This is a genomic window from Paraglaciecola aestuariivivens, from assembly GCF_052983255.1.
The window spans coordinates 447,533-471,195 of the sequence record NZ_JBRKBA010000002.1 but is presented as its reverse complement, the minus strand read 5'-3'; the positions used below and the strand labels follow the sequence as shown (position 1 = coordinate 471,195).

The 23,663-nt window shown below is 39.7% G+C and carries 23 protein-coding genes; 6 read left to right on the top strand and 17 right to left on the bottom strand.

The features are described 5' to 3' along the window. Positions 1 to 17: 17 nt before the first annotated feature. The 6 genes from ACVCDT_RS04980 to ACVCDT_RS04955 all read right to left on the bottom strand — a co-directional run bounded on the left by ACVCDT_RS04980 (position 18) and on the right by ACVCDT_RS04955 (position 6,968). Entirely contained in the window at positions 18 to 1,241 is a 1,224-nt protein-coding gene (locus ACVCDT_RS04980; RefSeq protein WP_447131646.1) for a discoidin domain-containing protein, read from the bottom strand. A 48-nt stretch (positions 1,242 to 1,289) separates the two neighbouring features. Further along, positions 1,290 to 1,688, bottom strand: a complete 399-nt coding sequence (locus ACVCDT_RS04975) for an FAD synthase family protein (protein WP_447131645.1) — start codon at positions 1,686 to 1,688, stop codon at positions 1,290 to 1,292. A gap of 3 nt (positions 1,689 to 1,691) precedes the next feature. Continuing rightward, the gene (locus ACVCDT_RS04970; RefSeq protein WP_447131644.1) at positions 1,692 to 2,945 is read right to left on the bottom strand and encodes a discoidin domain-containing protein; all 1,254 of its coding nucleotides are present in this window, start codon (positions 2,943 to 2,945) and stop codon (positions 1,692 to 1,694) included. A 2-nt stretch (positions 2,946 to 2,947) separates the two neighbouring features. After that, positions 2,948 to 4,174 carry a glycosyltransferase gene (locus ACVCDT_RS04965; protein WP_447131643.1) on the bottom strand — a complete coding sequence of 409 codons (1,227 nt, stop codon included), beginning with the start codon at positions 4,172 to 4,174 and terminating at the stop codon, positions 2,948 to 2,950. Positions 4,175 to 4,179: 5 nt separating this feature from the next. Next, a complete protein-coding gene (locus ACVCDT_RS04960) occupies positions 4,180 to 5,886 on the bottom strand; it encodes a glycosyltransferase family 2 protein (RefSeq protein ID WP_447131642.1) in 1,707 nt (568 codons plus the stop codon). Positions 5,887 to 6,047: 161 nt separating this feature from the next. Beyond that, entirely contained in the window at positions 6,048 to 6,968 is a 921-nt protein-coding gene (locus ACVCDT_RS04955) for a hypothetical protein (RefSeq protein WP_447131641.1), read from the bottom strand. Positions 6,969 to 7,067: 99 nt separating this feature from the next. On the opposite strand from ACVCDT_RS04955, the gene ACVCDT_RS04950 reads away from it, so the two are divergent. After that, the gene (locus ACVCDT_RS04950; RefSeq protein ID WP_447131640.1) at positions 7,068 to 7,823 is read left to right on the top strand and encodes a sulfotransferase family protein; all 756 of its coding nucleotides are present in this window, start codon (positions 7,068 to 7,070) and stop codon (positions 7,821 to 7,823) included. A 10-nt stretch (positions 7,824 to 7,833) separates the two neighbouring features. On the opposite strand, the gene ACVCDT_RS04945 is transcribed toward ACVCDT_RS04950, so the two are convergent. The 11 genes from ACVCDT_RS04945 to ACVCDT_RS04895 form a co-directional block, all read right to left on the bottom strand. Further along, positions 7,834 to 8,664 (bottom strand): sulfotransferase domain-containing protein, encoded by an 831-nt coding sequence (locus ACVCDT_RS04945; protein ID WP_447131639.1) that lies wholly within the window; start codon positions 8,662 to 8,664, stop codon positions 7,834 to 7,836. An 8-nt stretch (positions 8,665 to 8,672) separates the two neighbouring features. Continuing rightward, on the bottom strand, positions 8,673 to 10,064 hold the full coding sequence (locus ACVCDT_RS04940) for a hypothetical protein (protein ID WP_447131638.1): 1,392 nt from the start codon (positions 10,062 to 10,064) through the stop codon (positions 8,673 to 8,675). Between the two features lie 159 nt (positions 10,065 to 10,223). Beyond that, positions 10,224 to 11,546 (bottom strand): Slr4 family S-layer protein, encoded by a 1,323-nt coding sequence (locus ACVCDT_RS04935; protein WP_447131637.1) that lies wholly within the window; start codon positions 11,544 to 11,546, stop codon positions 10,224 to 10,226. Between the two features lie 356 nt (positions 11,547 to 11,902). After that, positions 11,903 to 12,859: a hypothetical protein gene (locus ACVCDT_RS04930; protein ID WP_447131636.1), complete on the bottom strand. Its 957-nt coding sequence runs from the start codon at positions 12,857 to 12,859 to the stop codon at positions 11,903 to 11,905. After that, the gene (locus ACVCDT_RS04925) at positions 12,859 to 13,446 is read right to left on the bottom strand and encodes a PulJ/GspJ family protein (RefSeq protein WP_447131635.1); all 588 of its coding nucleotides are present in this window, start codon (positions 13,444 to 13,446) and stop codon (positions 12,859 to 12,861) included. The genes ACVCDT_RS04930 and ACVCDT_RS04925 overlap by 1 nt, the downstream gene beginning before the upstream one ends. Then, the gene (locus tag ACVCDT_RS04920) at positions 13,443 to 13,868 is read right to left on the bottom strand and encodes a prepilin-type N-terminal cleavage/methylation domain-containing protein (protein ID WP_447131634.1); all 426 of its coding nucleotides are present in this window, start codon (positions 13,866 to 13,868) and stop codon (positions 13,443 to 13,445) included. Before ACVCDT_RS04920 ends, ACVCDT_RS04925 begins: the two co-directional genes overlap by 4 nt. Further along, positions 13,855 to 14,244 carry a prepilin-type N-terminal cleavage/methylation domain-containing protein gene (locus ACVCDT_RS04915; RefSeq protein ID WP_447131633.1) on the bottom strand — a complete coding sequence of 130 codons (390 nt, stop codon included), beginning with the start codon at positions 14,242 to 14,244 and terminating at the stop codon, positions 13,855 to 13,857. Before ACVCDT_RS04915 ends, ACVCDT_RS04920 begins: the two co-directional genes overlap by 14 nt. Beyond that, positions 14,228 to 14,647 (bottom strand): type II secretion system major pseudopilin GspG, encoded by a 420-nt coding sequence (gene gspG, locus ACVCDT_RS04910; RefSeq protein WP_447131632.1) that lies wholly within the window; start codon positions 14,645 to 14,647, stop codon positions 14,228 to 14,230. Before gspG ends, ACVCDT_RS04915 begins: the two co-directional genes overlap by 17 nt. A 458-nt stretch (positions 14,648 to 15,105) precedes the next feature. Continuing rightward, on the bottom strand, positions 15,106 to 15,393 hold the full coding sequence (locus ACVCDT_RS04905; RefSeq protein WP_447131631.1) for a GIY-YIG nuclease family protein: 288 nt from the start codon (positions 15,391 to 15,393) through the stop codon (positions 15,106 to 15,108). A 529-nt stretch (positions 15,394 to 15,922) separates the two neighbouring features. Further along, positions 15,923 to 17,113 (bottom strand): type II secretion system F family protein, encoded by a 1,191-nt coding sequence (locus ACVCDT_RS04900; protein ID WP_447131630.1) that lies wholly within the window; start codon positions 17,111 to 17,113, stop codon positions 15,923 to 15,925. Continuing rightward, the gene (locus ACVCDT_RS04895; protein ID WP_447131629.1) at positions 17,110 to 18,795 is read right to left on the bottom strand and encodes a GspE/PulE family protein; all 1,686 of its coding nucleotides are present in this window, start codon (positions 18,793 to 18,795) and stop codon (positions 17,110 to 17,112) included. The genes ACVCDT_RS04900 and ACVCDT_RS04895 overlap by 4 nt, the downstream gene beginning before the upstream one ends. A gap of 130 nt (positions 18,796 to 18,925) precedes the next feature. Here ACVCDT_RS04895 and ACVCDT_RS04890 point away from each other — a divergent pair, with 130 nt between their 5' ends. The 5 genes from ACVCDT_RS04890 (at position 18,926) to ACVCDT_RS04870 (ending at position 23,655) form a co-directional block, all read left to right on the top strand. Next, positions 18,926 to 19,864, top strand: a complete 939-nt coding sequence (locus tag ACVCDT_RS04890) for a hypothetical protein (RefSeq protein WP_447131628.1) — start codon at positions 18,926 to 18,928, stop codon at positions 19,862 to 19,864. Between the two features lie 2 nt (positions 19,865 to 19,866). Further along, entirely contained in the window at positions 19,867 to 20,442 is a 576-nt protein-coding gene (locus tag ACVCDT_RS04885; RefSeq protein ID WP_447131627.1) for a hypothetical protein, read from the top strand. Beyond that, a complete protein-coding gene (locus ACVCDT_RS04880; RefSeq protein ID WP_447131626.1) occupies positions 20,435 to 20,929 on the top strand; it encodes a hypothetical protein in 495 nt (164 codons plus the stop codon). Before ACVCDT_RS04885 ends, ACVCDT_RS04880 begins: the two co-directional genes overlap by 8 nt. Before the next feature lie 3 nt (positions 20,930 to 20,932). After that, complete coding sequence (locus ACVCDT_RS04875) at positions 20,933 to 23,071, top strand: secretin GspD/PilQ domain-containing protein (RefSeq protein ID WP_447131625.1); 2,139 nt, start codon at positions 20,933 to 20,935, stop codon at positions 23,069 to 23,071. Between the two features lie 95 nt (positions 23,072 to 23,166). Further along, complete coding sequence (locus ACVCDT_RS04870) at positions 23,167 to 23,655, top strand: hypothetical protein (protein ID WP_447131624.1); 489 nt, start codon at positions 23,167 to 23,169, stop codon at positions 23,653 to 23,655. The last annotated feature ends 8 nt before the right edge of the window (positions 23,656 to 23,663 follow it).

Genomic DNA, 23,663 nt, shown 5'->3' with positions numbered 1-23,663 from the left:
GCCTTGACTCTACTTAGTTAGAAGTACAAAAAGTCGTAGGCTTTACGAGCATGGCCCCAATCAAATACCCATAAGGGATCGGGTTTCTGCCAGTTTTTGCCATAGTTGTGCTCTAACAAATCAACCGGCACTTGAGGTATTTGTATGGCAAAGCCATTGCAATCTTGAGTTTTAAGCGGCAATACTGAGTCTTTAGGCACACCATTGCGCGCCAAAGGATTCATAATGCAACGCTCTCCTTCTAGCCAGCCAGTAAAAATATCAATTGTCATACCCTGAGGCGTTTTACACCACAAATGAGCCACATTTGAATTAGACACTTTATAGCCATTGGCATTTAAAAAATCGCTTAATTGTTGGCGCTCTTTTAAAATTTGATGTTCTTCTGTTTGCTGACTGATGTAACAAATATCTAAATCATCATCGTGACCTAAAAACTGTCCTTCGCGCACTAAACCTAACAAAGTACCAGATGAAGCAAAAGCTGGGGTGCCAAACTCATGGGTAAGAATATTTAATAAGCTACTTAAAGCTAAATAGGCTTTGTCTTTTTCTGAGTCAGAACGAATAGCAAAGGTGCGGGTTAAGCCATGAGGACCAATAGAAAGGTTATAGGGCGCTAAGGCTTCGTTTCCTTTAGCTAACAGTGCCACGGCTTGCTCATTATCGCCTTGGTCATTTAATTGTTTAATCAGCTTTCTAAGAGGCTCTATTTCTAATGCCGCACAATTTAATAAACATTGTTCTTGGTAGGGTAAGCCTAAGTAAGTGTCGGTTAGTTTATACGCATAATTGTCGAACACTGTATCCCAATGGTTTAAATCATTAGAAGCAGTAATAACTAAACTAAGGGCTCTATGATAAAAGGCATCATCGCGGTTAAACACAACAATTTTGGCAATATCACAGGGCTTTTTTAAATCTATGATTAACCAAGGATTAATTTCAGTTTTTGTATGGTGTCCACAGCCCCCTTTGGGGTCGCCATTAACCACAGCTTGGCCATTGTACTTTTCGTTATCGTTGTACATTGAGCTAACCAAGGTAAGGGAATTTAACGCTATGTTATTACCCTCTTGGTCGAACACTTGAATTTTATCTAAGTGCAAACACATCTTTGCTTGTAAAGAGAACTTGATGAAGCGTGCTTTTAACGACCTATCAAGAGTTAAAGGGCTGCCACTCTTTTTACCTTTAAAAACGCTAAAACCATGTTCTAGGTGTAAATTATTAATTGTCATATTGCTCTTGATATTTATCGGAATTTTTTGGCTAAGCCACAAAAACCTTTATTGTTCTGATGAAGAAATTACTTCAATAAGTTGAGTAGTAGACACAGATGGGGTTCTTTCAAGGTAAACCACTTCGCAAATATCCGAAAACTCGTCAAACTTGCCTTTCCAGTCGTCCCCCATCACTAACACATCGGCATTGTAATGTTCGATATAATGCCTCTTTAAGTCCAAAGACTCTTCTTCAAAACACAAATTCACATAACGCAGACCATTGATAATTTTCATTCGATCATTTTGATTATAAACAGGGTAGCGTTGCTTTTTACTAAAGTTTAAAGCGTCGGTTGAAACCCCTACAAACAACCTGTCGCCCATAGATGCGGCGCGTTGTAATAAGTTAACATGGCCAACGTGAAATACGTCAAAGGTGCCAAAAGTAATGATTGTTTTCATTGATTATCCAAAATATAAAAAGTCATACAGTTTTCGCGCATGACTCCAGTCAAATTTCCATAAAGGGTCAGGTGTTTTCCAACCTTTGCCGTAATTCAGTTCCATCAGTGCTTCTGGATCAGCAGGTAGCCTAATAGTGTGGCCATGACTTTTCATGGTCTGTACTGGTAAAACATCTTCAACCGCTACTCCAGGTAAAGGCAGCGGATTCATTAAGCATTTATTCTCGTCTATCCAACCTGTGAATAAATCAATCACTAGATTATCTGGCGTATGTACCCATAAGTGCGCAACATCAGAGTGGCTAACTCGATAATGTTTGTTTGTGAGAAAGCCAATAATCGCCTCTCTTTCTTGCAAAATAGCCTCAGGTGACTTGGCCTTGCTGATATAACACACATCTAAGTCATCATCGTGACCAAGCAACTCGCCATGGCGAACAAAGCCTAATAAAGTGCCAGATGAGACAAAGGCATCAACTCCAAACTCTTGATTTAATTCAACTAAAAACCTTTCTAAGCGCGAATATATTAAGGCTTTTTGTTGTTCAGATTTTAAATCAAAGGTTTGAGTTAAACCGTGCGGCCCTAAGGCTAGTTGGTGCTCAGAAAGTAGTGCATTTGCTGCTTTTAAATAGGCCAAAGCAGACTCTTTATCTGCTTCTTTTTCACACTGCTGTATACACTTTTTTATTGCGCTAATATCTAAGGCCCCACAATCAATTAAGGCCTGCTCTGATTGCGTTAGGGCTAAATAATCGGCTGAGTGTTTATAAGCTAGGTTGTTAAACACAAGCTGCCATTCTTGTAGATCGTTAGCATGCGACACCACCAGCGATAAAGCACGATGAAAAAACTGATCGTTGCGATTATATACTTCTATCTTGGCAATGGATTTAAGCTGCTTAAAATCTAAAACTATCCAAGGATCAGTTTCTCGCTTGGAATGAAAGTTTACCCCACCAGTAGGACGGCCATGAATTAAACGTTGCCCGTCAAACCTAGCTTGGTCTTCGTAGATCGAGCTAACAAAGATATCGGCATGCTCAACTAGGTTTAAGCCATCTTTGTCTTTAACTATCAGTTTATCTAGATTAAAGCTGGTTAAACCCTGAAGTTGAAAACGCAGAAAGCGGCAATCAAGATTAACCTCAAGCGCTAAAGGTGCGTTATCAACTAAACCTTTAAATAGACAAAACCCATGTTCAACAAGCCAAGGTTTAACAAAGTCGATATCTATTGAGGATTGGCTATGCATTACTATTTAGGGCCAACAAGTTGGTCAAGTAACTCAATATGTTGAGCTAAGGCAGCACTGTTACCATTTAATTGACTTACCCAATGGTTAAAACACTCAGGCTGCATGGCTTGTTGAATTTTATTGGCCAACGAAGACGAACTTCGGGCATCAAAGGTTAACCCTGCAATGCCTTCTATTTTTTCTTTCATGCCACCAATATTGGCTCCAATTAATGGACGACCATGGGCAATGGCTTCTTGGATCACCACTGGCGAGTTTTCCCACCAAATAGAAGGGATAACCACCCAGTCACATTCTTCTAATAAACCAGATAGCTGATGAGATTCGTAAGAGCCACGCATAGTGACTGTGCCACCAAGGCGTTCAAGCAAGGCCGCCACTTTTTCTTTTAGCTCGCCTGTTTGTTTATCAAGATTGGCACCGTGAATATCCAATGAAACTGTGTGTAGCACCTCTGGCGGCAACTTTAAAAATGCCTCTAATAAAATATCGACACCTTTATAAGGATTCACTTGGCCAAAAAATGCAAAACGTCTACGCTTTTCTCCTTCTGCTAAACTGCGAGGGGCAAGCTTAGGCGTGGCCGGTAGTACGTTCTCAATCACTTGCATTTTGTGACTCTCTAGCCCCCATTCTATGTATCTTTGGGCTAAAAACTGACTGGGCGAAACAAAACAATCCACATGAGCAAATTGATCTAACAAATATTGCTTACGTAAAAAATGATCGGCAGGAGAATGTTGCGGATAACAATCGTGGCAGTCATTTTCGTTAGATTTATAACACAACTTTAAGGTGCGGTTTTTTACCATTTGCCCATTGTGCATACATATGGCCATAAACTCATGAATAGTAAAAACAATTTTTGCCTTAGGCGCGGCTTGTCTGAGCGCAGCTAACACTTCTATGCCAATGTGAGCATAATGATGAATATGAATGATATCGGGTTCAAAACCACTCACCAGCTCGCTTAAATCAGTAAATAAGTGTTTTACATTACTCGAACTTAAATTAAACCAATCTGTCATGCCGGTGTGAAACAACACTTGATCTTGAGCTCTGATCGAAAAGGTCGAACCGCCATGAGATTGTCCATCGGTGCGCGCCACGTACATACATTCAAAGCCTTGCTCTTTTAAAGCTTCAAACAAATTCCAGCTGGCTACTTCGGCTCCGCCTTTGCTTAGATCAGGGTGCCCATGAGATAAAAAGAGTACTTTATACATGATGATTATTCGCCCTTACCTAAGTCAAAAAGTTGGTTTAATTTTGCTGCCCACCTTTGGTTATAGGTAATAGCGTTGTAAATAGTTAATTTATGCTTCCAATCGCCTGCTTCTACAAGGTTTTGCGATTGACGCTCTAAATGGTTCAGCTCAACATCGCGGCAAATCACATTGCGCTTACCTGCTTCTAACACTTTTAAACACAAATCAGAGTCTTCGAAGTCTCCCAGCACATATGCTGGATCAAAGCCGCCTACTTGCTCATATAAAGACTTAGAAATAGCAATACAGGCTGCAGTTAATAGTGGACAATCTGCAACTTCTGCCTTGTTTTTAGATAAACTAATAGGCCAGCCTTTGTTGGGATGATCGTTTAGTAATAAGCCTGGGTATTGTTTTAATTGCATAGGAGCCATGCCATCGTGCTGAATCGAATTGTCTTCAAACAGCAACCTTGCCCCTACTACACCAATGTTTGCAGCTTTATCAATTTGCGCAATCATTTTGTTGGCCCATTCACTGTCTTTGGGCAGTACGTCTGAGTTTAATAAAATGAGTTTGTCGCTGTTGGCATGTTTCACCCCAATATTATTGGCGCCGCCAAAGCCCATATTTTCAGCTAAGGTAATAACCGAAAAAGGCTGACTAAACACTATACTTAATTCTATTGCCAGTTTATTTACCGCATTGGCAATTTTAGGATCGTCAACCACATACAGTACTTCATAATCTTTCAATGAGCCAAAACGCGAAAAATTAGATAGCTGATAACGCATAAAGTCGTAACGGCCATACAAAGGAATGATCACTGTGGCTTTAGGATTATCTACCCGCCCAAAATCCACTCGTGTAGAGGCTGTGGTTTTGTCTGCAGGAAAAATATTTTTAACTAATGGTTGAATAACAGTGCTGCACAGGTCTAAATGCTTTTTATTGTGGATGTTCCAACCATGCATTACTCGCTTGACATTCATCACTGGATTATTGGCCAAGGTATATAACTTAGGCAAAGATACACTTGCCTCTTGCTCATTAACTTTAAAGGTAATTTTTATTTTCTTAAGACGTCTTTCAGGAATAGGCTCATCAAGGGCAATACGTAAAGTCAATCCATGTTGCTTAGTTGACTTGGCTTCATCAACAAAAGCTTCGGCTACATCATTACGGCCATAACGTAAAATGTCTTTTGCTTCGGCAACATAAGTGCTACCACCATCTTCAAAAGAAACACTTTGCAAATTGCCAGAATCTAATACCCAGCCCGACAAAAACAAGGATTCTTGATCATACAGTGCGGTTTCTACCACAGCCTTAAACGCTGAATGGGCAGTATCTGAGGCATCTAGGTTGGCAAAATCGGCCAAGACTTTTTCTTTATCTTTTGAGGTGATCTCTACTGCCGTTTTTTGCCCAGTGTTACTACTGAACTCAAGTTTAAAGTCGGCTACAGATTCAGTTGTAAAACAATTTAGGGTAAAGCCGTGGGCTTTTTTTCCTGTAGCAGCTAAAACATCTAAGCGTTCGAGGGTTTGTGAAGTGAATTTTGCTCTCTTACCCTCTAAGTCTGTAATGGCTACGTCGGTATAAGCATGGTCAAAGTACCAACCGGCTACGGTAAAACCGTCTGGCGTAGGAGTAACAATATCTATGGTATAAGGCTGTCTTGCTGAGGAAGGTTTCCCCAAGATCTTTTTCGCTATTTTCTTAAGCAATGTCCAATCCTTCATTCTAATTATTTTTACCTTGGGCAAACCCAGTTTAAGCGATAACTTGAAAAATTTGTGATGTATAAAATCAACTGGCGATCCTACCACAGGCTAAATAACGACTCTAGCAATGATCTTTCACTGGTTTCATAAAAAACTTTTGCTTGTTACCAGACGTCCTCTACCTGAGTTAATATTTGATGAAAACTTAACCGCTCTTGCTGAAGGTTGTATTGACTCACTATTGCTTGACCACGCCATTGATGCATAGATAAAGTCCAGCTTTGGGTTTTCTTAAGGGCATGTTCGATTGCTTGTTTGCAAGAGAATAAATTAAGCTCACATGAACTAACATTCGCCCAGTTATGGCTATATTCGCGACTTGCCACACAATCGGGCACCACAGCCCAATCTGCTAGCGCCATAGCTTCGATGCCAGGCAGAAAAAAACCTTCGGTATTATGTGGCAAGGGTATGGCAACCTTACTTTGCGCCATTGCTTGATATACTTGCTCGCGCTCTGTGGCTTTGTCATGGATCAATACTTTTAACCCAATTTTATTTGCCCATTCATACAGCTGCCTACCTAATTCGGGTTGTTTAGTGGCCAAAATATATAAATCATAGTGTTTGGCTAATTTAAGTTTAGGAATGTCGTGCCCCATTTTAATAACAAAACAAGGGCCGTTGGCATAAGGTTCGATGGCCTCTTTCACCGCTTCTGATACACAAATTCTAATGGCTTTATGCTGTAAAAATTGAAATAAAGGCTGGCTATTATCTGCATGCCTAACATGTTGAATTAAATTAATTTTAATTTGATTAGGCGAATAAAAAGCTTGATAGGCTTGCCAATCCATGCCCGCTAAAAAAGCGATGTCGGCAAGGTCTGGGCGATAAGTTGGGGTATATTCTACTCCCTCTACATCATCAAATAAATGCGGATTCACTTTTGAAGACTTGATTACATACAAGCTAGCGGCATACCCCTGGCAGCTTTTAGTATGATTAAGATAATCAAATACCTTTTGATGCCCTCCTGTATAAGAGCTGTATTCGCGGTGAAAAGATACTCGTTTATCAAGCAAATTTAAATTCCTACAACAAGCAATAGCTAATGACAATTAAGGCTTTTTTCGATAGTTTAAACGGCTCACGCTTACCTAGGTACAAGTTGCAGTATAATTTTGGTTAACTTACATATTATTGGTGTACAAAAAGCCGGCACCACAGCTTTAGCAAGCTTTTTGAATCAACACCCCGACATTTACCTAGTAGATGGTAAAGAAGCCCACGTGTTTGATCATCTATTATTTAACCAACAAAGCAACAAACAAGCCTTTGCCGAACAACTATACCAAACAAAACTGTCAAAATATCAAAACCAATCGATAATATGTGATGCCACCCCTATCACAATGTTTAGACCTGAGTTTATTCAAGCCTGCTATCAATATAATCCTAAGGCTAAATTTATTGTGGTGTTACGTGATCCAGTAGAGCGTGCGGTGTCGCAATATTATATGGAGCTTGGGCGCGACTACGAACACAGAAATATGCTAATGGCATTTTTGTTAGAGCCCTTTCGCCTAAAAGGGATAAATCAACCTCCCGCTTGGGATATAGACTCACCATACCGTACTCATTCTTATCTTAGCCGTGGTTGTTACCACAAACAGCTAAAGCAGCTTTTTGCCATAGTGCCCAAAGAACAAGTATGGGTGGTGCACCAACAAGAGTTAAAAAATCAGCATAACCAAACGCTGAATAATATCTTTAATTTTTTGGGCTTAGCTAACCAATGTATTCCCAGCAAACAAGTGTTTGTAAGTGAAAAGCCTAAACATTGTAAAACCGAGTTTTTAGCCAGACTTTACGCGCGTTTATATTTTATCTTACGCAGAGAAACCCCTAAGCGTTGGCAACAAACCATAGATGCTTAACCCTACTCTGCTAGACCCCTACGGCATCTAAAGCTTGTTTAATATCTGCTTGAGAATAAAGCGCGCTGCAATCTAACTTCACTAATCTGTCTGTCGCCTCGCCTAAAGTGTGCAAAACTTTTGTATCAAAATGCCGTTCTTGTTTAGATAAGGTTTCACGCGCCATAGGTTGCAGGTCCAAAGCCTTATCTAACACAGCCCCACCACTTGCTATGACATCTTCGTACTTAATTATGGGTAAACCGCTAGCTAAAAAACGCTGCATAAACCATTGGTAAATAATTAACTGCCTAGTTAAACAATCAGGCTCAGCTAAGGCAGCTTTTAATTTAGGGTCAAATCGCTCCCCTGCGGGTATATGCCCACTATTAACCGGCAAATCCACTGTAAGCCATGAAAGCAACACATCAACAGGGTTACGTACGATACAGAGCATTTTAAACTGAGCAGATAATTCAGTTAACAAAGCGGTGAACAAGGCATTTTGTTTAACAACCAATTGATAGCTACCCGCTTGACGCGCGGGCAGCTGAATTTTACCTCTAGCAGCAACAACTTGCCTAACCCCCTGGCTGGTTTGTAAACCAACTGGGTTTTCAATAGTTAAGCCACCTTTATCACCATGAGTAAAAGGCAAGCCATTCTCAATGGCATGATCCAATTCAGCAATTTGTTGAGCAATTTGCTCCACCGCCAAGCTAGCCAAACAATTTTCAGCTAAGTTGGCCGGATCGATTGGCTCATGCAAGGCAACCACATGTTGATGTTGGTTAAGCAACTTACAACATAGTGTGGTGCCTGAGCGTGGAATACCTGTTATTAGCAGGCTGTTGTTTGACATACCAACTACTAATATTCAATAACTTCAAGAACATTAGTATGAGGCGGTAATTCACTCCCTAGAGATAAAATTTGAACTGCAGCAGAAATGTCTTTTGGTTTAGCATCTACAAATATACGCGCACTGACTCGGCTAGGTACACCCTCATTAATTGTCACTAGATCTTGTGCATTTATTTTTAACGTACTGCCAGCAGAAATGATTCCTTTAGACACATCATTAACAATATAGTTACCTTCTACAGATTCTTCAGCTGTAAATTCAGTAAAGTATTTAACATCGTAACCAGCATGGTTAACTAATAAAATTCTTTGTCTATAACCTGTGTATCCTGTTATGTAAGGCAAAACAATAGTTGCTGCGTCATAAACAACTTCGCCAAATAACTTTGCCTCTACACCAATATCTAAATCTATTTGGTAGGCTGAACGTTGGATTGCAATTTCGTTACTTTCTGCCGCAATACAAAAAACAGGATGGTCAACTAAGTCATCGATACTTAGCATAACAACCCTGTCACTAGAATAAGCTGCTAACTCTAAACTTGTGCCTGAGCAATCATCGTCTTGGTTTAAAAAATAACGTGCTGTAGAGAAATCTCCATTTAAACTTACAGTATCACTAGCAGTATCAATTGTTGGAATAAGTAACCTAAAATCATTAATAGGTTCAGATGTTGAGGCCAATAACACGTCTTCTAATATAAGTTGATTAAATAGGATTTTAGCGACCGAAGCTAACGTTTCATTGGCGTCTCCTAAAGAAAAAGTAGCAGGAGAGCGAAAGGTTGAATTAAACCTTAAAAAGTCGTGACCTATACCGACTTTGTGAGTAAAAGAACGCACATACTTATCGCCTATTGCATCATTAAAGGTAGCCAAGGTGCTTTGTATATTAGATAAATAGTTACCTTCATTTACCGCTGCAGTGGCAGTATCATACAACCTATAGTGCACTTCAATGGGTTGATCAATGTCAAACCATAAAAACGAATTATTTTCTAAAGTTAATAAAGTATCAGGTCCAATAGCTGGGTTCGCGGAAATTTCAATAATTAAACTTTGATCGCCAATCGCGCCACCCGACACTAATCTAGAGTCGTAGCTCAAGCTGCTACTAATACCAGAAGCAGGAAAGTTGGTATTAAATGCACCATTTATTATGTCTATTCGAATATAACGATGGTCGGTAGAAAGGCCGAAACCCGCAGCAAAAACCAAATCGAGTACATCTGTACTATTACTTATAACAACATGACCATCATTATTATAATCAGCATCAGTTAACGCTACTTTAGCAAATTTTAGACTTTCTGTAGTAGCAAGCTCAAAAGGCGCCGCTTGAATTGACGTGACAAAGCTAACAAGTATAGCCCCCAATAAAGAGATTCCAGTTTTCAATATAATTCCCTAATTTTAATTATAACCACTATAAAAGTTTAAAATTAAGCCCACTCGTAAAGTTAACTTACTTATAGCAGTTATTATCATTGAAAATTTGCCAAAAAAAAACCCCTGCATAAATGCAGGGGTTCAAATTAATTAACTAACTAATTAATATTATTTAACTTCTAATACTGTTGTATCAGTACCACTGTTAGTCAAGTTAACAGTCTGACTTGTAGCTAGAATATTATCTAACTCAGCTTCAATTTCAATTGTAGCTGAAGTACGAGTCTTACCGGTTAAAGTAACAAGGTCAGTAGCTTTAATAGTAACCATTTCACCAGCTGGGACTACACCAGTAGCCTTAGTTCCAGCAGTTGCAGTCACACCGGCTTCACTTACGAATGAAGTTGTGTAGCTTGCATCTTGAGAACCAGAGTTAACAATGTATAGACGCTGGTTATATGAAGCGAAAGTAGTTAGATAAGGAACTACAATAGCTGTTGTATCATAAACAATTGAACCAATAGTTTCAGTTGCAGAGAAATCAGCAGCAGTACCGATGGTGTATGATAAGCCGTCAAGCATAGCTGAGTAGCTACCTTTAAGAGCAACATCAGCAGCAGTAGCATCACCAGTTGTTACGTCAAGAGTTTCACCTTGAACATAATCAACTGTAACAGTTCCGTCAGTGTTTATTGTAGGAGTACCAGCAACAACAACTAGATCACCATCTGCGTCATAACCCCATTGATCAGCACCGTAAGTCCAAGTACCGAAAGTAAAGTTTCCAGAGAAAGTAACTTCAGTTGCAGCATTGTCAATGTTAGCAGCTGTCCAAGCAGCACCAGCTGAGTTAACTAATCCAGCTGTAATTAGGTCGTCAGTATCAGTTGCACCCATAACGCCAGTGTAAGTAGGACCAGTGAACTGTTTGAAGTCTTCTGCAACTAACGCTGTAAGAGCAACTTTAGTAGCGAAAGTACCAGTCATACCGTCAGAAACTTCTGCCAAATCGCCAGAATCAGTCGCCAAACCAGTACCTGCGTCAACCGCGTCCTGCGCAGTTTCATACAACGTATACTTGATAGTTGCTTTAGCAGTAGAACTTAGGTCAAAAGTTGAAGTTAGCACTAAATCGTGAGTTTGAGCTAAGTTAGCACCAGCTGCAACTTCATAAATAGCGAAAGATTCACCGTCACCACCAGCTGACAAAGTAGCTGTTACGTTAACACCACCTGCTAATGAGGTAATGGTATTAAACTCACCGTTAGTAAGATCATAACGTACATACTTGCTTGTACCGTTTCCGATAGAAAAACCAAGATCAGTCGTAACAGTCTGACCAGTTAGCGTGTACATACCAGAAGTAACAGTTAAGCTTTGTGAAGCAACTTCAAGCTCTGGATAAACTGGATCAACCAAAGTATCGTCTGCAAGTACATTTGTTGAGAAAGCTGTAGCAACGGCTACGGCTAGTAATTTTTTGTTTAACATTTATAAACTCCTGCAAGAGTAATTAACTATAGTTTTTTAATTTGTATGGCCAATGCCACCAAGTCCTCGGTGATCATTCACCACACGACCCCTAATAAGCTACAACACAAGATTGTAGTAATCAACATTTTTATATTATTTTTATCAGTATTAACACCAACTTAGCTTCAAAAAATTATATTTAATTACTAAAGGTTAATATTGAAGACCTCAATATAGAGCAATTACACTAGCTACACAATATTTAAAATAACACCTAAGGCCTATTTCGCCCCTTTTTTTATACCATTGGCATAGTTAAAGGTATTGGCCTTAATATTCAGGTATCAACTAGTATTCGCCACACATGCCCATAATTAATTAATTAATTCATATGGCTGATTAAGCCCCTCACTAAGTCTAATTTTATATTGATGAGATTCTCGATTCATTTTAAGTCTTAGTATAAAACGCTGCCCCCCCAATAATGAGTAGTAATCATCATTTACAGTTGCAATGCTAGGTTCCACTTCAATAATTGTTGCCGCAGCAGTAAACCATTGGTTTTTTAGTCTATTAGAAAAAACTTTATCGAATGAATTAGGCCATAATACTTTCCACAATAGTTTGGGCACTGCATTAAGATTTAACGTCTCACCTCTGCGTGTACTGCAACTGTTAATAAAGTTTGAGTATCGATTTAATACGTATGGCCAACTATGTACCCGCCATAATTCATTGCAGGATTGTAATAGGAAATTTCGAGCTTGCTGGATATGCGGACTGTTTTGATATTGGCTAGCTTCAGCTCCTGAAGCTCTGCGTACATTATCTGGGTCTGCATAATCGGCTAAGGTATCGGCCATTTTATTCTGTTCTGAAAGAGTAAAACCCTTAGACTTAAACCATCTTTTTAACCAAGTTTGATCAGGAGAATTAATAGCAATTAAGCCAGCAGTATTTTGAATACTATATTTTAATCCAGGTTCTTCTTGATATTCATGCCCGTCTGTACGAATTTCGTCGCCTATCGGTAAAAAGGACAACCCAAATTCTTGTTGTTCAATTTCGGGCACGAATTTACCTGGACTCACCCCCGCAACTGTATGGCGTTGAGTGGCCAGTAAATAAATCAGTTCGCTACGCTTGGCAAACATTTGCGCATGCTGTTGCCAACTATCTTTAGAGTCTTGCGCTAATTGAATTCGACTTTGCAATAAACTTGAGGCCACGCCCATTAGTATTACCAAAACCAAAGCCACAACTAATACAGCTAATAAAGCCGCGCCTTTTTGCTGCTTATATATAGTAGAAGTAAAGTTAGGCCAAACCATTAGAATTCGTACTGCCCAAATAATAGTAGCTCAGGCGGCATATCAGCTATTTCTGGCCTACTCGGCTGTGCAATAACAAAAACTTGTTCACCAGTTTTAATTCTAACCGCTCGTGGCAATCTAGAATCTTCAGGCGCAAAACTTGTTTGCCAGCTGCCCTCTTGTAAATACTCAAAATAAGTGGGTTGTGAAAAGCGTTTTACTTTTACTGGCTGTGCAGTAAATTCACTTAGATAACTTAATGTCCACAGGTTTTGTTCGGCTTGTATAAACCATGTTAAAGACTGAGGAATGTGTTTAGCATCGTGCGGCACATTGTTACTAATAAATTCAAAACGATTATCTGTGCCATGAACCACCGGATTATAAGGATGATACAAAACAGCTCCGCTGACACTTTGAGCAAACCAATTTACCGGTAATTGCGCTGTGCTAGAGAGCGAATCCCGCGAACTTAGTTTTTCAAAGTTTCGCCAGGTATTAGACAAGCCTTCACTTAATAAGGTGGTGGTGATACCTAAAATAACTAACACCACTAACATTTCTATTAATGTAAAGCCTGGTGATTGTGGTTTGATTATTGTCATTCATCAAACCCTGGTGGCTCAACATAATTAGGATCACGCCACTGCCTAACTGTTTTAGTGCTAAAGGCACTGACTAGTTGTTGGTTTTTAAGGATCTCACCTTGCACAGAAAATAGGGTAACTATCCAAGCGGGCTGACGACGATAGTTTTCTTGATCAGATTGCCTTATGGGTTGCGACGACCAGTTTATAACATACTCTCCCACCACAACCTGACCTTGCTGAACGTCCTTTAAAGGCTCTAACTCTAGATGCACTAAAAACTGCGAAAACACTTCGGGCAAAGCAACCGCAGCATCTATTTTATTGGTTGACTTAGTTGCCGTGCCAAACCAGCCCCACACAGCGGTAAAAACTAAGCTTAATACCACCAAGGCCACTATGGCTTCCACCAATGAAAAACCGCGCTTATTGGTTTTCACTAAGTACTACCTCACAATAAGGCGCCAAAACCTCAAATTTGGTCACCCTTTGATTTTGATTAATACTCAGCTCCCCTCCCATACAAAAGCCATTGGCTAAAATTTCTATTGGTTGCTCAAAAACAATATCTATGTGCGCCAAATCAAGCTGACTAGCATTAGTTATAGTTAACGCTTCACCCTTACGGTTAACTTGCAAAGGTAACATGGCTAACTTGCTGCTAATTGCCATGCGTGTTGCAGCAGCATCGCGCGAGCTTAACCAAGTATTAACATTGGGTGCAACAAAAGAGGCCACTAGGCCTAACAAAACCAAAGTGACCAACAGTTCAACCATAGAAAAACCAAAGCTTAGTGGTTTAGTTGTTTGGAACATAACCTATATCAGCATTTAAGTTTTCGCCGCCTTCGGCTCCATCAGCACCTAAGCTATATAAATAAAAACCTTGCTCAGCGCTTGAGTCTAAACGATACACATAGTCTTTATTCCAAGGATCTTTTGGCAGTTTTTCATCTAAATAAGGCCCATCCCAAAAACCCGACACATCTGCGGGAGCACTACTTAAACTGGCTAAATCTTTTGGATACTGCCCTACGTCTAGGCGGTAGGTTTGCAACGCCATTTTTAACATTTTAATTTGCGTTTCGGCCGTACGCACTTTAGCACTGTCTACTTTGCCAAAAAACTGTGGCCCCACTAAACCGGCCAACAAACCTAAAATTACTAACACCACTAGCAGCTCAATCATTGAAAAGCCCGCTTGACGATTTTTTTTCATAATTCCTCTTAAATTAATTTTTTATTTTTTGATTTATATATATTGTTTTTTATCTATTTACTTCGCCATTACTGTTTTATTTGACGTTCCTGTACTTTTTGTCATTCCAGCTTTTTCCGTCATTCCTGCGAAGGCAGGAATCCACTGTTTATTCACCTACACCAAACACAACAGCCCATAAGTATGGTTCCCTGCTAACTACATGCAGGGATGACGATAGACTTGTGATATTCAAAATCAACTTCCCTTTGTCACTCCTGCTTTATTTCCGTCATTCCTGTTCTTTTTTGTCATTCCTGCGAAGGCAGGAATCCACTGTTTATGCACCTACCCCAAACATAACAGCCCAAAAGCATGGTTCCCTGCTTACTACATGCAGGGATGACGATAGACTTGTGATATTCAAAATCAACTTCCCTTCGTCATTCCTGCGAAGGCAGGAATCCAATTTACACTGCTCACAGTAAATCCAGATACAAATCATTCCATTGTGGGTTGTTCTTTTCAATCAATGCGACTTTCCAAGCTCGCTTCCATTTTTTTATTTGTTTCTCTCGCAGAATCGCTTCTGACATATCTGTATGTTGCTCAAAATATACTAAAGAATGAATTGAATATTTTTGGCTGAAACCTTTAACTAAATTGTTCTTATGTTCCCAAACTCTTTTAATTAAATCACTGGTTACACCTGTGTACAAAGTGCCGTTCTTTTTACTAGCAAGTATATAAACGACTGGAGCTTTCAATTTATTAATCCTTTATTTGAAATAAACTACTAATAATCATAGTTCCATGGGCCTAACTGTCATATATAGCATCTAGATCATGCGGCCTTTTTCGGCACTACTATTTTTTTATCATTCCTGATTTTTTTTGCCATTTCTGCTTTTTTTTGCCATTTCTGCTTTTTTCGTCATTCCTGCGAAGGCAGGAATCCACTGTTGTTTATTCACCTACACCAAACATAACAACCTAAAAGCATGGTTCCCTGCTAACTACATGCAGGGATGACGATAAGCTTGCGATATTTAAAATCAACTTCCCTGTGTCATTCTTGCTTTATTTCCGTCATTCCTGCGAAGGCAGTAATCCATTATGTATTCACCTACCCCAAACACAGCAGCCTAAAAGCATGGTTCCCTGCTAACTACATGCAGGGATGACGATAGATTTGTGATATTCAAAATCAACTTTCTTTTGTCATTCCTGTTTTTTCGTCATTCATGTTTTTTCCGTCATTCCTGCGAAGGCAGGAATCCATTATTTTCTCATTGCCTAAATCGCGATATCAGTTGACGCGGTAATGGCCAGTACTACGCCTAATATAATCACGCCTAACATGGCGCCTACTACTAAAATGGCGATAGGCTCAACTAAGGTTAACACTTGCTTCATGCGTCTTTTGCAAGACGCATCGTGCAATGCTGCAACCGACTTTAACATTTCGGCGAGTTGCCCGGTTTTATCGCCTACAGATACCAAGTTAAGAGAGGTATTTGGCACTAACCTAGCCCGCTCTAACGCTTCGGTGAATGACACTCCGGCCTCAACATCATTGATCATGGTGTGAGCGCGATTTCGGCGTTTGGTAAATTCGCAAGATTGTGCGGCTAATTTTAATGCCGCAACTAAATTCACTTTTGCAGTTAACATTGCTGAACATAATGACGCCCACCTTGCTGCGTCTTGCTCTGCTAACCACGGACCAACCACTGGCAATTCTAAAGCAAAATCCATTAACCAGCTTTGCACTTTGGGGTTGGTTAATATCACAACTAAACCAAACACTAAGGCCAATACAAAAGCTAAAATAGTATAAGGTGATTCGTTAGCATATTGCCCTGCACTTAATACTATATAAGCTAATGTTGGCAACTCTTTATCATCATTGAGCAAATGACTAAACTTAGGAACCACAGCAAAAAAGATAATTAACATTGCCCCTAAACCGGCGCTAATTAAAACCAGTGGATAGGTAAGCGCACTGCGAATGTCATTTTTAACTGATTGTTCGTAGTTTAATTGTTCAGATGCTTTATTCAGGGCCATGGCCAACTGGCCGCCTAATTCACCAGCACTTACTAGATGTTCAACATATTTAGGAAAAGGTAAGCCAGATTCGCGCAGCCCTTCAGATAGACTACTTCCCCCTTCAATGCGGCTAGCAATTTTCATAAAGCCTTTAGCGAGATTAGGGTGTTCTTTATTTTTTGAAAGTGCTCGCACTGCGTCAATCAGAGCTACGCCTGAGGCACTTAAAGTAGCGAGCTCTTGTAATGGAATGACCAAGTCGGCCACTACCACTTTTTTGCCTTTACCTTGGTGTTCTTCTAGCTGGTTTACCGCAAAAGCTTCAATGCGTTTATCTGCTAATAATCTAACCGCTTCTTGATGACTTAAGGCATCAATTTCACCTTCTACTCTTTGTTTAGATGAAAGCTCAATGCCTGAATATTTGTACTTCACGTTTCTGGCTCTTCTATACTACATACCCTTAATACTTCTTCTACGCTTGTTATGCCTTTGGCCGCTTTAATCAGACCGTCGTCTAGTAACGAGCGATAACCATTTTTTCTGGCCATCTCTCTAATTTCGGCTACAGGTGCCTGTTGGGTAATTAAGTCGCGCATACTAGCTGTAACTTCAATCATTTCGTAAACCCCAACTCGACCTTTAAAACCGCGGCCATGGCAATGACTGCAGCCTACGGGTTTACGCCAATTACCTTGGGTATGTTGTTTGGTAATAAAGGTTGGGGCGTCGGTAGGCTGGCTGCATTTGCTACAAAGTTTTCTAACTAAACGCTGAGCTTGCACACCTTGTATAGTGGCAGCCACCAAATAAGGAGCCACGCCTATATCACTTAATCGAGGAAACACAGAACAAGCATCGTTAGTGTGTAGGGTAGACAAAACCAAATGCCCAGTTAAAGACGATTGCACTGCAATATCAGCGGTTTCTTTGTCTCGTATTTCCCCCACCATAATCACATCGGGATCTTGTCTCAAGAATGTACGAAGGGCTTTAGCAAAGGTATAACCAATATCGGCCCTGGCTTGAACTTGGGTTATGCCCTCTAATTGGTATTCAACAGGATCTTCTACCGTAACTATTTTTTCAGCACCGGTTTTTATATCGGCTAATAAACCATACAAAGTGGTAGATTTACCCGAACCAGTCGGCCCTGTCACTAACACTATGCCATTTGTTAACTTGCCCCAGTTTCGAATTAACTTTAGGTGGTCATCTTCAAAACCTAAACCATCAATTGATAGTTCATCACGCTTTTTGGGTAACAAACGCATAACGATTGACTCACCATGCACATCTGGCGCGGTTGATACCCTTACATCATATTCACTTTGCCCAGCGCGTGCGGTAAAACGTCCGTCTTGTGGCAACCTTCGCTCTGCAATATCTAATTGTGATAACAATTTAATTCGAGAAGAAATAGCTGGAAACCTAGCCATAGGTTGTTGCATAAATTCAGACATGCGCCCGTCAACTCTAAAGCGCACTAACATATTTTTAGCACCGGCTTCTATATGAATATCCGAACTGTCTGCTTGAATGGCCCGCTCAATAATACTATTAACCAAATTCACCACAGGTGCTTCTTCGGCTAAAGCAGCAATATCGGTATTCGCCTGACCAAATAATTCTGATACCGCTCTTTCTCGCGATACATCGTCGCTAACACTTGCCGACATTGCTGGGGTTAATAAAAAACACCCAATGCTGCGCTTAGCGGCAGTATTTTTAACCACTTCTAATTCAAATAAAGCAGTGGGATCATCGGTATACACCTTCATTTTGTCGCCATCAACTAGGCAAAACACATTGTGATCTAAACACCAGTCTATGTTTAGACCTAGTTCTACACATGACATCAAAATATTGTGTGCGTCTGGACACTCAGCAACATTAGCCACTAATGGCCAATCGACTATATTAGCTATGGTTTCGAATACTGTGTCTTCACCACATAATGCCAGTCTTGAAACCGCCTGAGAAATAGAGCAGCCCAAATCTTTGGCTGTTTTTTCAACCAAATTTTTCTGGGATGGATTTAAAGGCACCTTTTCAGTTAGCGCCGCTAATAATTGTTGATCTAAAACAGAGGTTTCAGTGTGAAGTTTGCCAGTCAAATGAATGCAGATCTCTTGTTAAAATATACAAAGTGCGTGTCTTTTTATTCAATAAAAAGAAGGAATTAAACAATTAAGCTTATTAGGGTATATTACACCATAGAATTATTAAAATTGAAGTGATTTTACCTTGTCGAGTGTTTCCCTACAAAAGATGCCTAATCAATTTGATGCTTGGTTGTCCAAGTTAAATCGATTTTTTTGGCCAACTGAACAAAGTGTTGACGATAATTCAACTGCATTTTATGTATTTAAACCTTTTCCCAAAAACTTAAAGAAAAGTGAAATAAAACCCTGGGCAGAATTACAAACCAATACCTTATCACCCTTTTCAAAAGGCGATAAATATCAGTTTATTAGCCGAGAAGGTTTGCACTTGTGGGTGTCAAACACCAAGTTAAGTGGCGTTCCCGAAACTGCTGCCCAAACTCAACTCAATGATGGTGAACACTATATAAAAGGAAAGTTTCATACATACCTGCAAAATTGGCAAGGCGGTTTAATGCAAACCTGTGTTGCCGTAGAAGATACAACTATTAAATCCAACGCCGTTAAAACTATTCAATTAGACGCCCACACACCTTGGGCAGTAGAAAGAAAAATTGACACTAAAATCAAACAACCCTCCACTTGGCTGGCCTTATGTTTTTTTATTGGCTTATGTGGTTTAGCCTGGGGCATATTTGGTTATGCTACTTTGTATTTTCAATCTACATTGGCCGAACAGCAGTCGAATGCATTATCAGATTCAATTGGCGATAAACTAAGCCTACAAAATACACTAAGAAACAATCAACAAATAGTATCTCAATTACAAAATTGGCATACTGCAGCAGGTTTTTTTCCTGAATCATTTACTGCAGTTGCAGAAAAGTTAAGTCAACAGGGTGAATGGCAAGTAAACACTGTCATTTGGCAAAATAAAATCATTGAGTTGGAGTTTGTGTCTAAGCAGGTCGATATCACTTCATTAGTAGGTGAGTTAGAAAAGCTGACTCTATTGGAGCAAGTCAACATTAGACCACATAACGCAGAAAACACTTGGATATTGGAAGCAAAACTAAAGTGATAGTGAAACAAAAATTAGCTCAAAGCCAATTAGTCAAAGAATATCAAGCCAACAAACGCCTGCAATGGATGGTGGTAGGCATTGGTGTAATTTTGTTATTGTCTTTTCTTAAGCAGATATCAGTAGTTTTGAGTGACAAACAAGCTGAAATTCAAACCCAATTAAAGCACTTTGCCAAACTAAAAAGTGTGGCAAATCAAACCTTTGACTCAAACTTAATGCAATCTATTCAGGCTCAAGTTGATTCAACCTTAGACAATTTTATGTCTGTGGCATCTTCTAGTACCGCCGAAGCCCAAGGCTTGCAAGATATTGATAACAAAATAGGTAAATACGTAAAACGTAAACGCCTTAATCTAATTGGTTCTGAACAAGTGTTAGCGGGTAACCAAGAGATGTGGTCGGTCAGAATTGAAATTGCAGGTCAGGTGTCGGAACAAGACTTTGTTAAAATATTAAGCCATTTTGATGCAAGCCAAACCACTACTCGCATCGCTTCAATGCAATATTCACCTAAAACCTCTGATTCATTTAGTTTAGTTACCGACTTAATTTACAAGCGAGGCAACCATGGCTAAGCCTTTGTTAAAAGTCAGTTTATTTACACTTTTTATTATTGCTTGTTTAGCGATTTTGGTTAACTTCCAGCGCGTGACAATGGACCACAATAATGAACAAAACATACAAACAATTAAGCCAAGCCAAAATAGCATAGATTGGAAAACTACATTAGAACAGCACCCTCAATTTAAATCGACTACAAAGGTTAAACAAGCCACTGTTGTTGAAGACAAACAGCAATCTATTTTAGATGCACAATTAGTGGGTATAGTGGCAGACGAGCCAAGTTCGGTGTTACTTGCTATTCCATCTACAACCAATAATGAATTAACTCAGTTATCATTAGGCGATGGCTGGCTAGAAAACTGGACAATTGAAACCATACTGCCAGATGCTGTGATATGGATAAATAATAAAACCAAACAAACACTCACCCAATCCTTATTCGATGCTTCTACCCATAAAAATGTCGAGTCTAAAACGAAAAAAAGTGGAAAAAAATAAAACATGTTACTTGAAAATACTCCTCATAGCGGTCTGTACCGCAAGACCATCACTACTTTAGTGTTTGTGGCTAGCTTGACTGCCTGTTCAAGCTTAAAAGGCCCCGCTTACCAAGCTGCGACTCAAGACGACAAAGTGTTTAACACCCCATTAAGAGCAGCCAAAAAAGAAGCAACTAATAATGGCGCCACATTAATTGAGCAAAAAGCGGCAGCAGAAACTCATTTTGAGGTATTACCTACCCCAACCTTAAGTGTTGAACAAGCTGCAGAGCAGGCCACAGAAACTGTACTCCCTGTATTAGAAGACAAAACCATTAGCCGATTGTCTTTTAATAATATGCCAGTAGGGGCCTTTATTAATGAAGTATTTGGCAATCAGTTAGGGTTAAATTATGTAGTAGAGCCTAGCGTTAAAAATACCGCTGATTTAGTTACAATGCGATTAGCCAGTACAGTAAAACAAAAAGATTTATACGAATTAGCCACAGAAACCTTAAAGTCTTACGGCGTAACGACTTCTATTAAAAACAATGTGTTATTGTTTGATTTTTCTGAAAATGCCAGCAATGGCGACATTCCGTTTTTAGTTAGTGGCAGAACCTTACCTGAGGTGCCTTCTAATAGTCGTCCGATATTTTTTGTTTATCCGCTGCAGTCAGTTAACACACCGCAGGTGCGAGGCTGGCTATCACAAATGTTTCCGCGTAAAGAGCTAGACATTAAAGAAGATATTAATCGAAATGCCCTTATTTTTAATGGTGCACCTCGAATTATTAATCAAGCTTTAGCGGCAACTAAACTACTCGACCAACCCGCAATGCAAGGCATGTATAGCCGTATTATTCGCCCTAGCTTGAGTTCAGTTTCAGAGTTAGCAGAGAATTTAGAACAGGTTTTAAAATCTGAAGGTTACTCAGTTAGACAAGCTGACAGTGGCTCTGCAGCAATTCGGCTATTACCCCTTGAATCCGTGGGTCAACTTATCGTTTTTTCACAATCTTCTGAAGTGCTAAATCACATAATTGACTGGGCAAAAACCCTAGAAACTGAACGCCACAGCACAGTAGAGCAAGGGTTATTTAGCTATCAAGTTAGGGGCACTCAGGCAACACATATTGTGGATATTTTAAATAGCTTAGGTGTAGCAGACTATCAAAGCACTGCTAATGATGGGTCTAGTAGTGCTTCTACCTCTAATTCTCCTTCAGCTACTCCGAGAACAAATACTAGATCAGTTAACCCTAACGCCAAAGGCCGTTATGCGGTAGATGAACAACTTAATACTATTTTATACAGCGGCAGTGGCAAAGATTGGCTGCAAGTTTTACCTGTAATTAAAAAGCTAGATAAACCTGCACCATCTGTCATGGTGGAAGTGATTTTGGCAGAAGTTCAGTTAAATGATAACGAAGAAACTGGCCTAGAGTGGTTAGCTAAATCTACCTTAGGTAAATATGATTTAGCCTTTGCTTCTAGTGGCGCAGGTTTAGTGACTACTCTGTTAAATAACACCCTGGGCACTACAGTAGATACAGCGGGGCAAACCCGGGCAATATTAAATGCCTTTTACGAAAACAAAAAAGCCAATATTCGTTCTCGTCCAAGAATTATGGTTAAAAGTGGTGGTGAAGCCTCGATAGATGTTGGTAACGAAATACCTGTTATTACCCAATCGAGCCAAAGCACGTCAGATAGTAATGCGCCGGTAATAGAAACCGTAAGTTACCGAAAAACTGGGGTTATTTTAAAAATAAAACCCACTGTTCATGCTTCGGGTTTTGTGGATATTGAAATAGATCAAGAACTCAGTGAGTCAACTGGTGGCGGCCTAACCCCTACTATTTTAAATCGTAAGTTAACCACCACAGTGACCTTACGCGATGGTGGCTCAGTGTTACTAGGGGGCTTGATTTCGTCTTCAACCAGTAAAGGCCAAACAGGAGTACCTATACTCGGCCGTCTTCCTGTTATTGGTAAGTTATTTAATACAGATACCGACAGCCAAGACCGTACCGAGCTAATGATAATGATCATCCCTTATGTATTAAATTCGCCAGACGAAGCTGAAAAACTGACAGACGAGTTACAGCAAACCAGAATAGAAAATTTATCTGCAGACATAGTTCCGCAAGAAAACTAATTATCCATCAAATTTAGTTAAAAACTGGGTTTTACAAACTTATAAAATTTTTTAAAATCCAGTTTTTAATCTGCTTTGCTTTCTAGAGGTATTAAGTGAAAAAATCTATGTTTTTGGGGCTGTTAATAGCTCCTGCTCTAAGTGTTTCTAGTCAAGTTATTGGGGCTGAACAAGCACAACAGGCAAAACCAACCACTACTGCTATTAATGTGATGCAGCTAAGTGGGTTTGAATGTGCTGATGAGTTGCTGGCCTCTATTGCAATTTTAGGCAGAGGCGATGACTTTCCTAATTTTCTGGCACAAGATGTAGAAACTGAGCTAAAACGCCAAAGTAAAACCAGTAAATTACTGGCGTTAACCTGTACAGGAGAGCCTGTAATACAAATGGCTTCTGCCGAGGTGCTAGATCAAGGTGAGCAAAAACAGGTGTTATCGACTTTGTCTGTGACTTTTCCACTTAATGCTCAAGTGAAAAATGGCAAACAAAAAATAGAATTAAACCTAGAACAAAACTATTTAGTAGAAAATTTAGATAAACCTGGTCAACAAAAAGTCACAAAAAACTTTATTGTTAAAAACTAAAGCTTAAT

Bases quoted from the DNA above. Each gene is read 5' to 3' on its own strand.
- ACVCDT_RS04980 (WP_447131646.1), bottom strand. From the start codon at position 1,241: ATGACAATTAATAATTTACACCTAGAACATGGTTTTAGCGTTTTTAAA.
- ACVCDT_RS04975 (WP_447131645.1), bottom strand. From the start codon at position 1,688: ATGAAAACAATCATTACTTTTGGCACCTTTGACGTATTTCACGTTGGC.
- ACVCDT_RS04970 (WP_447131644.1), bottom strand. From the start codon at position 2,945: ATGCATAGCCAATCCTCAATAGATATCGACTTTGTTAAACCTTGGCTT.
- ACVCDT_RS04965 (WP_447131643.1), bottom strand. From the start codon at position 4,174: ATGTATAAAGTACTCTTTTTATCTCATGGGCACCCTGATCTAAGCAAA.
- ACVCDT_RS04945 (WP_447131639.1), bottom strand. From the start codon at position 8,664: ATGTCAAACAACAGCCTGCTAATAACAGGTATTCCACGCTCAGGCACC.
- ACVCDT_RS04935 (WP_447131637.1), bottom strand. From the start codon at position 11,546: ATGTTAAACAAAAAATTACTAGCCGTAGCCGTTGCTACAGCTTTCTCA.
- ACVCDT_RS04930 (WP_447131636.1), bottom strand. From the start codon at position 12,859: ATGGTTTGGCCTAACTTTACTTCTACTATATATAAGCAGCAAAAAGGC.
- ACVCDT_RS04925 (WP_447131635.1), bottom strand. From the start codon at position 13,446: ATGACAATAATCAAACCACAATCACCAGGCTTTACATTAATAGAAATG.
- ACVCDT_RS04915 (WP_447131633.1), bottom strand. From the start codon at position 14,244: ATGTTCCAAACAACTAAACCACTAAGCTTTGGTTTTTCTATGGTTGAA.
- gspG (WP_447131632.1), bottom strand. From the start codon at position 14,647: ATGAAAAAAAATCGTCAAGCGGGCTTTTCAATGATTGAGCTGCTAGTG.
- ACVCDT_RS04880 (WP_447131626.1), top strand. From the start codon at position 20,435: ATGGCTAAGCCTTTGTTAAAAGTCAGTTTATTTACACTTTTTATTATT.
- ACVCDT_RS04875 (WP_447131625.1), top strand. From the start codon at position 20,933: ATGTTACTTGAAAATACTCCTCATAGCGGTCTGTACCGCAAGACCATC.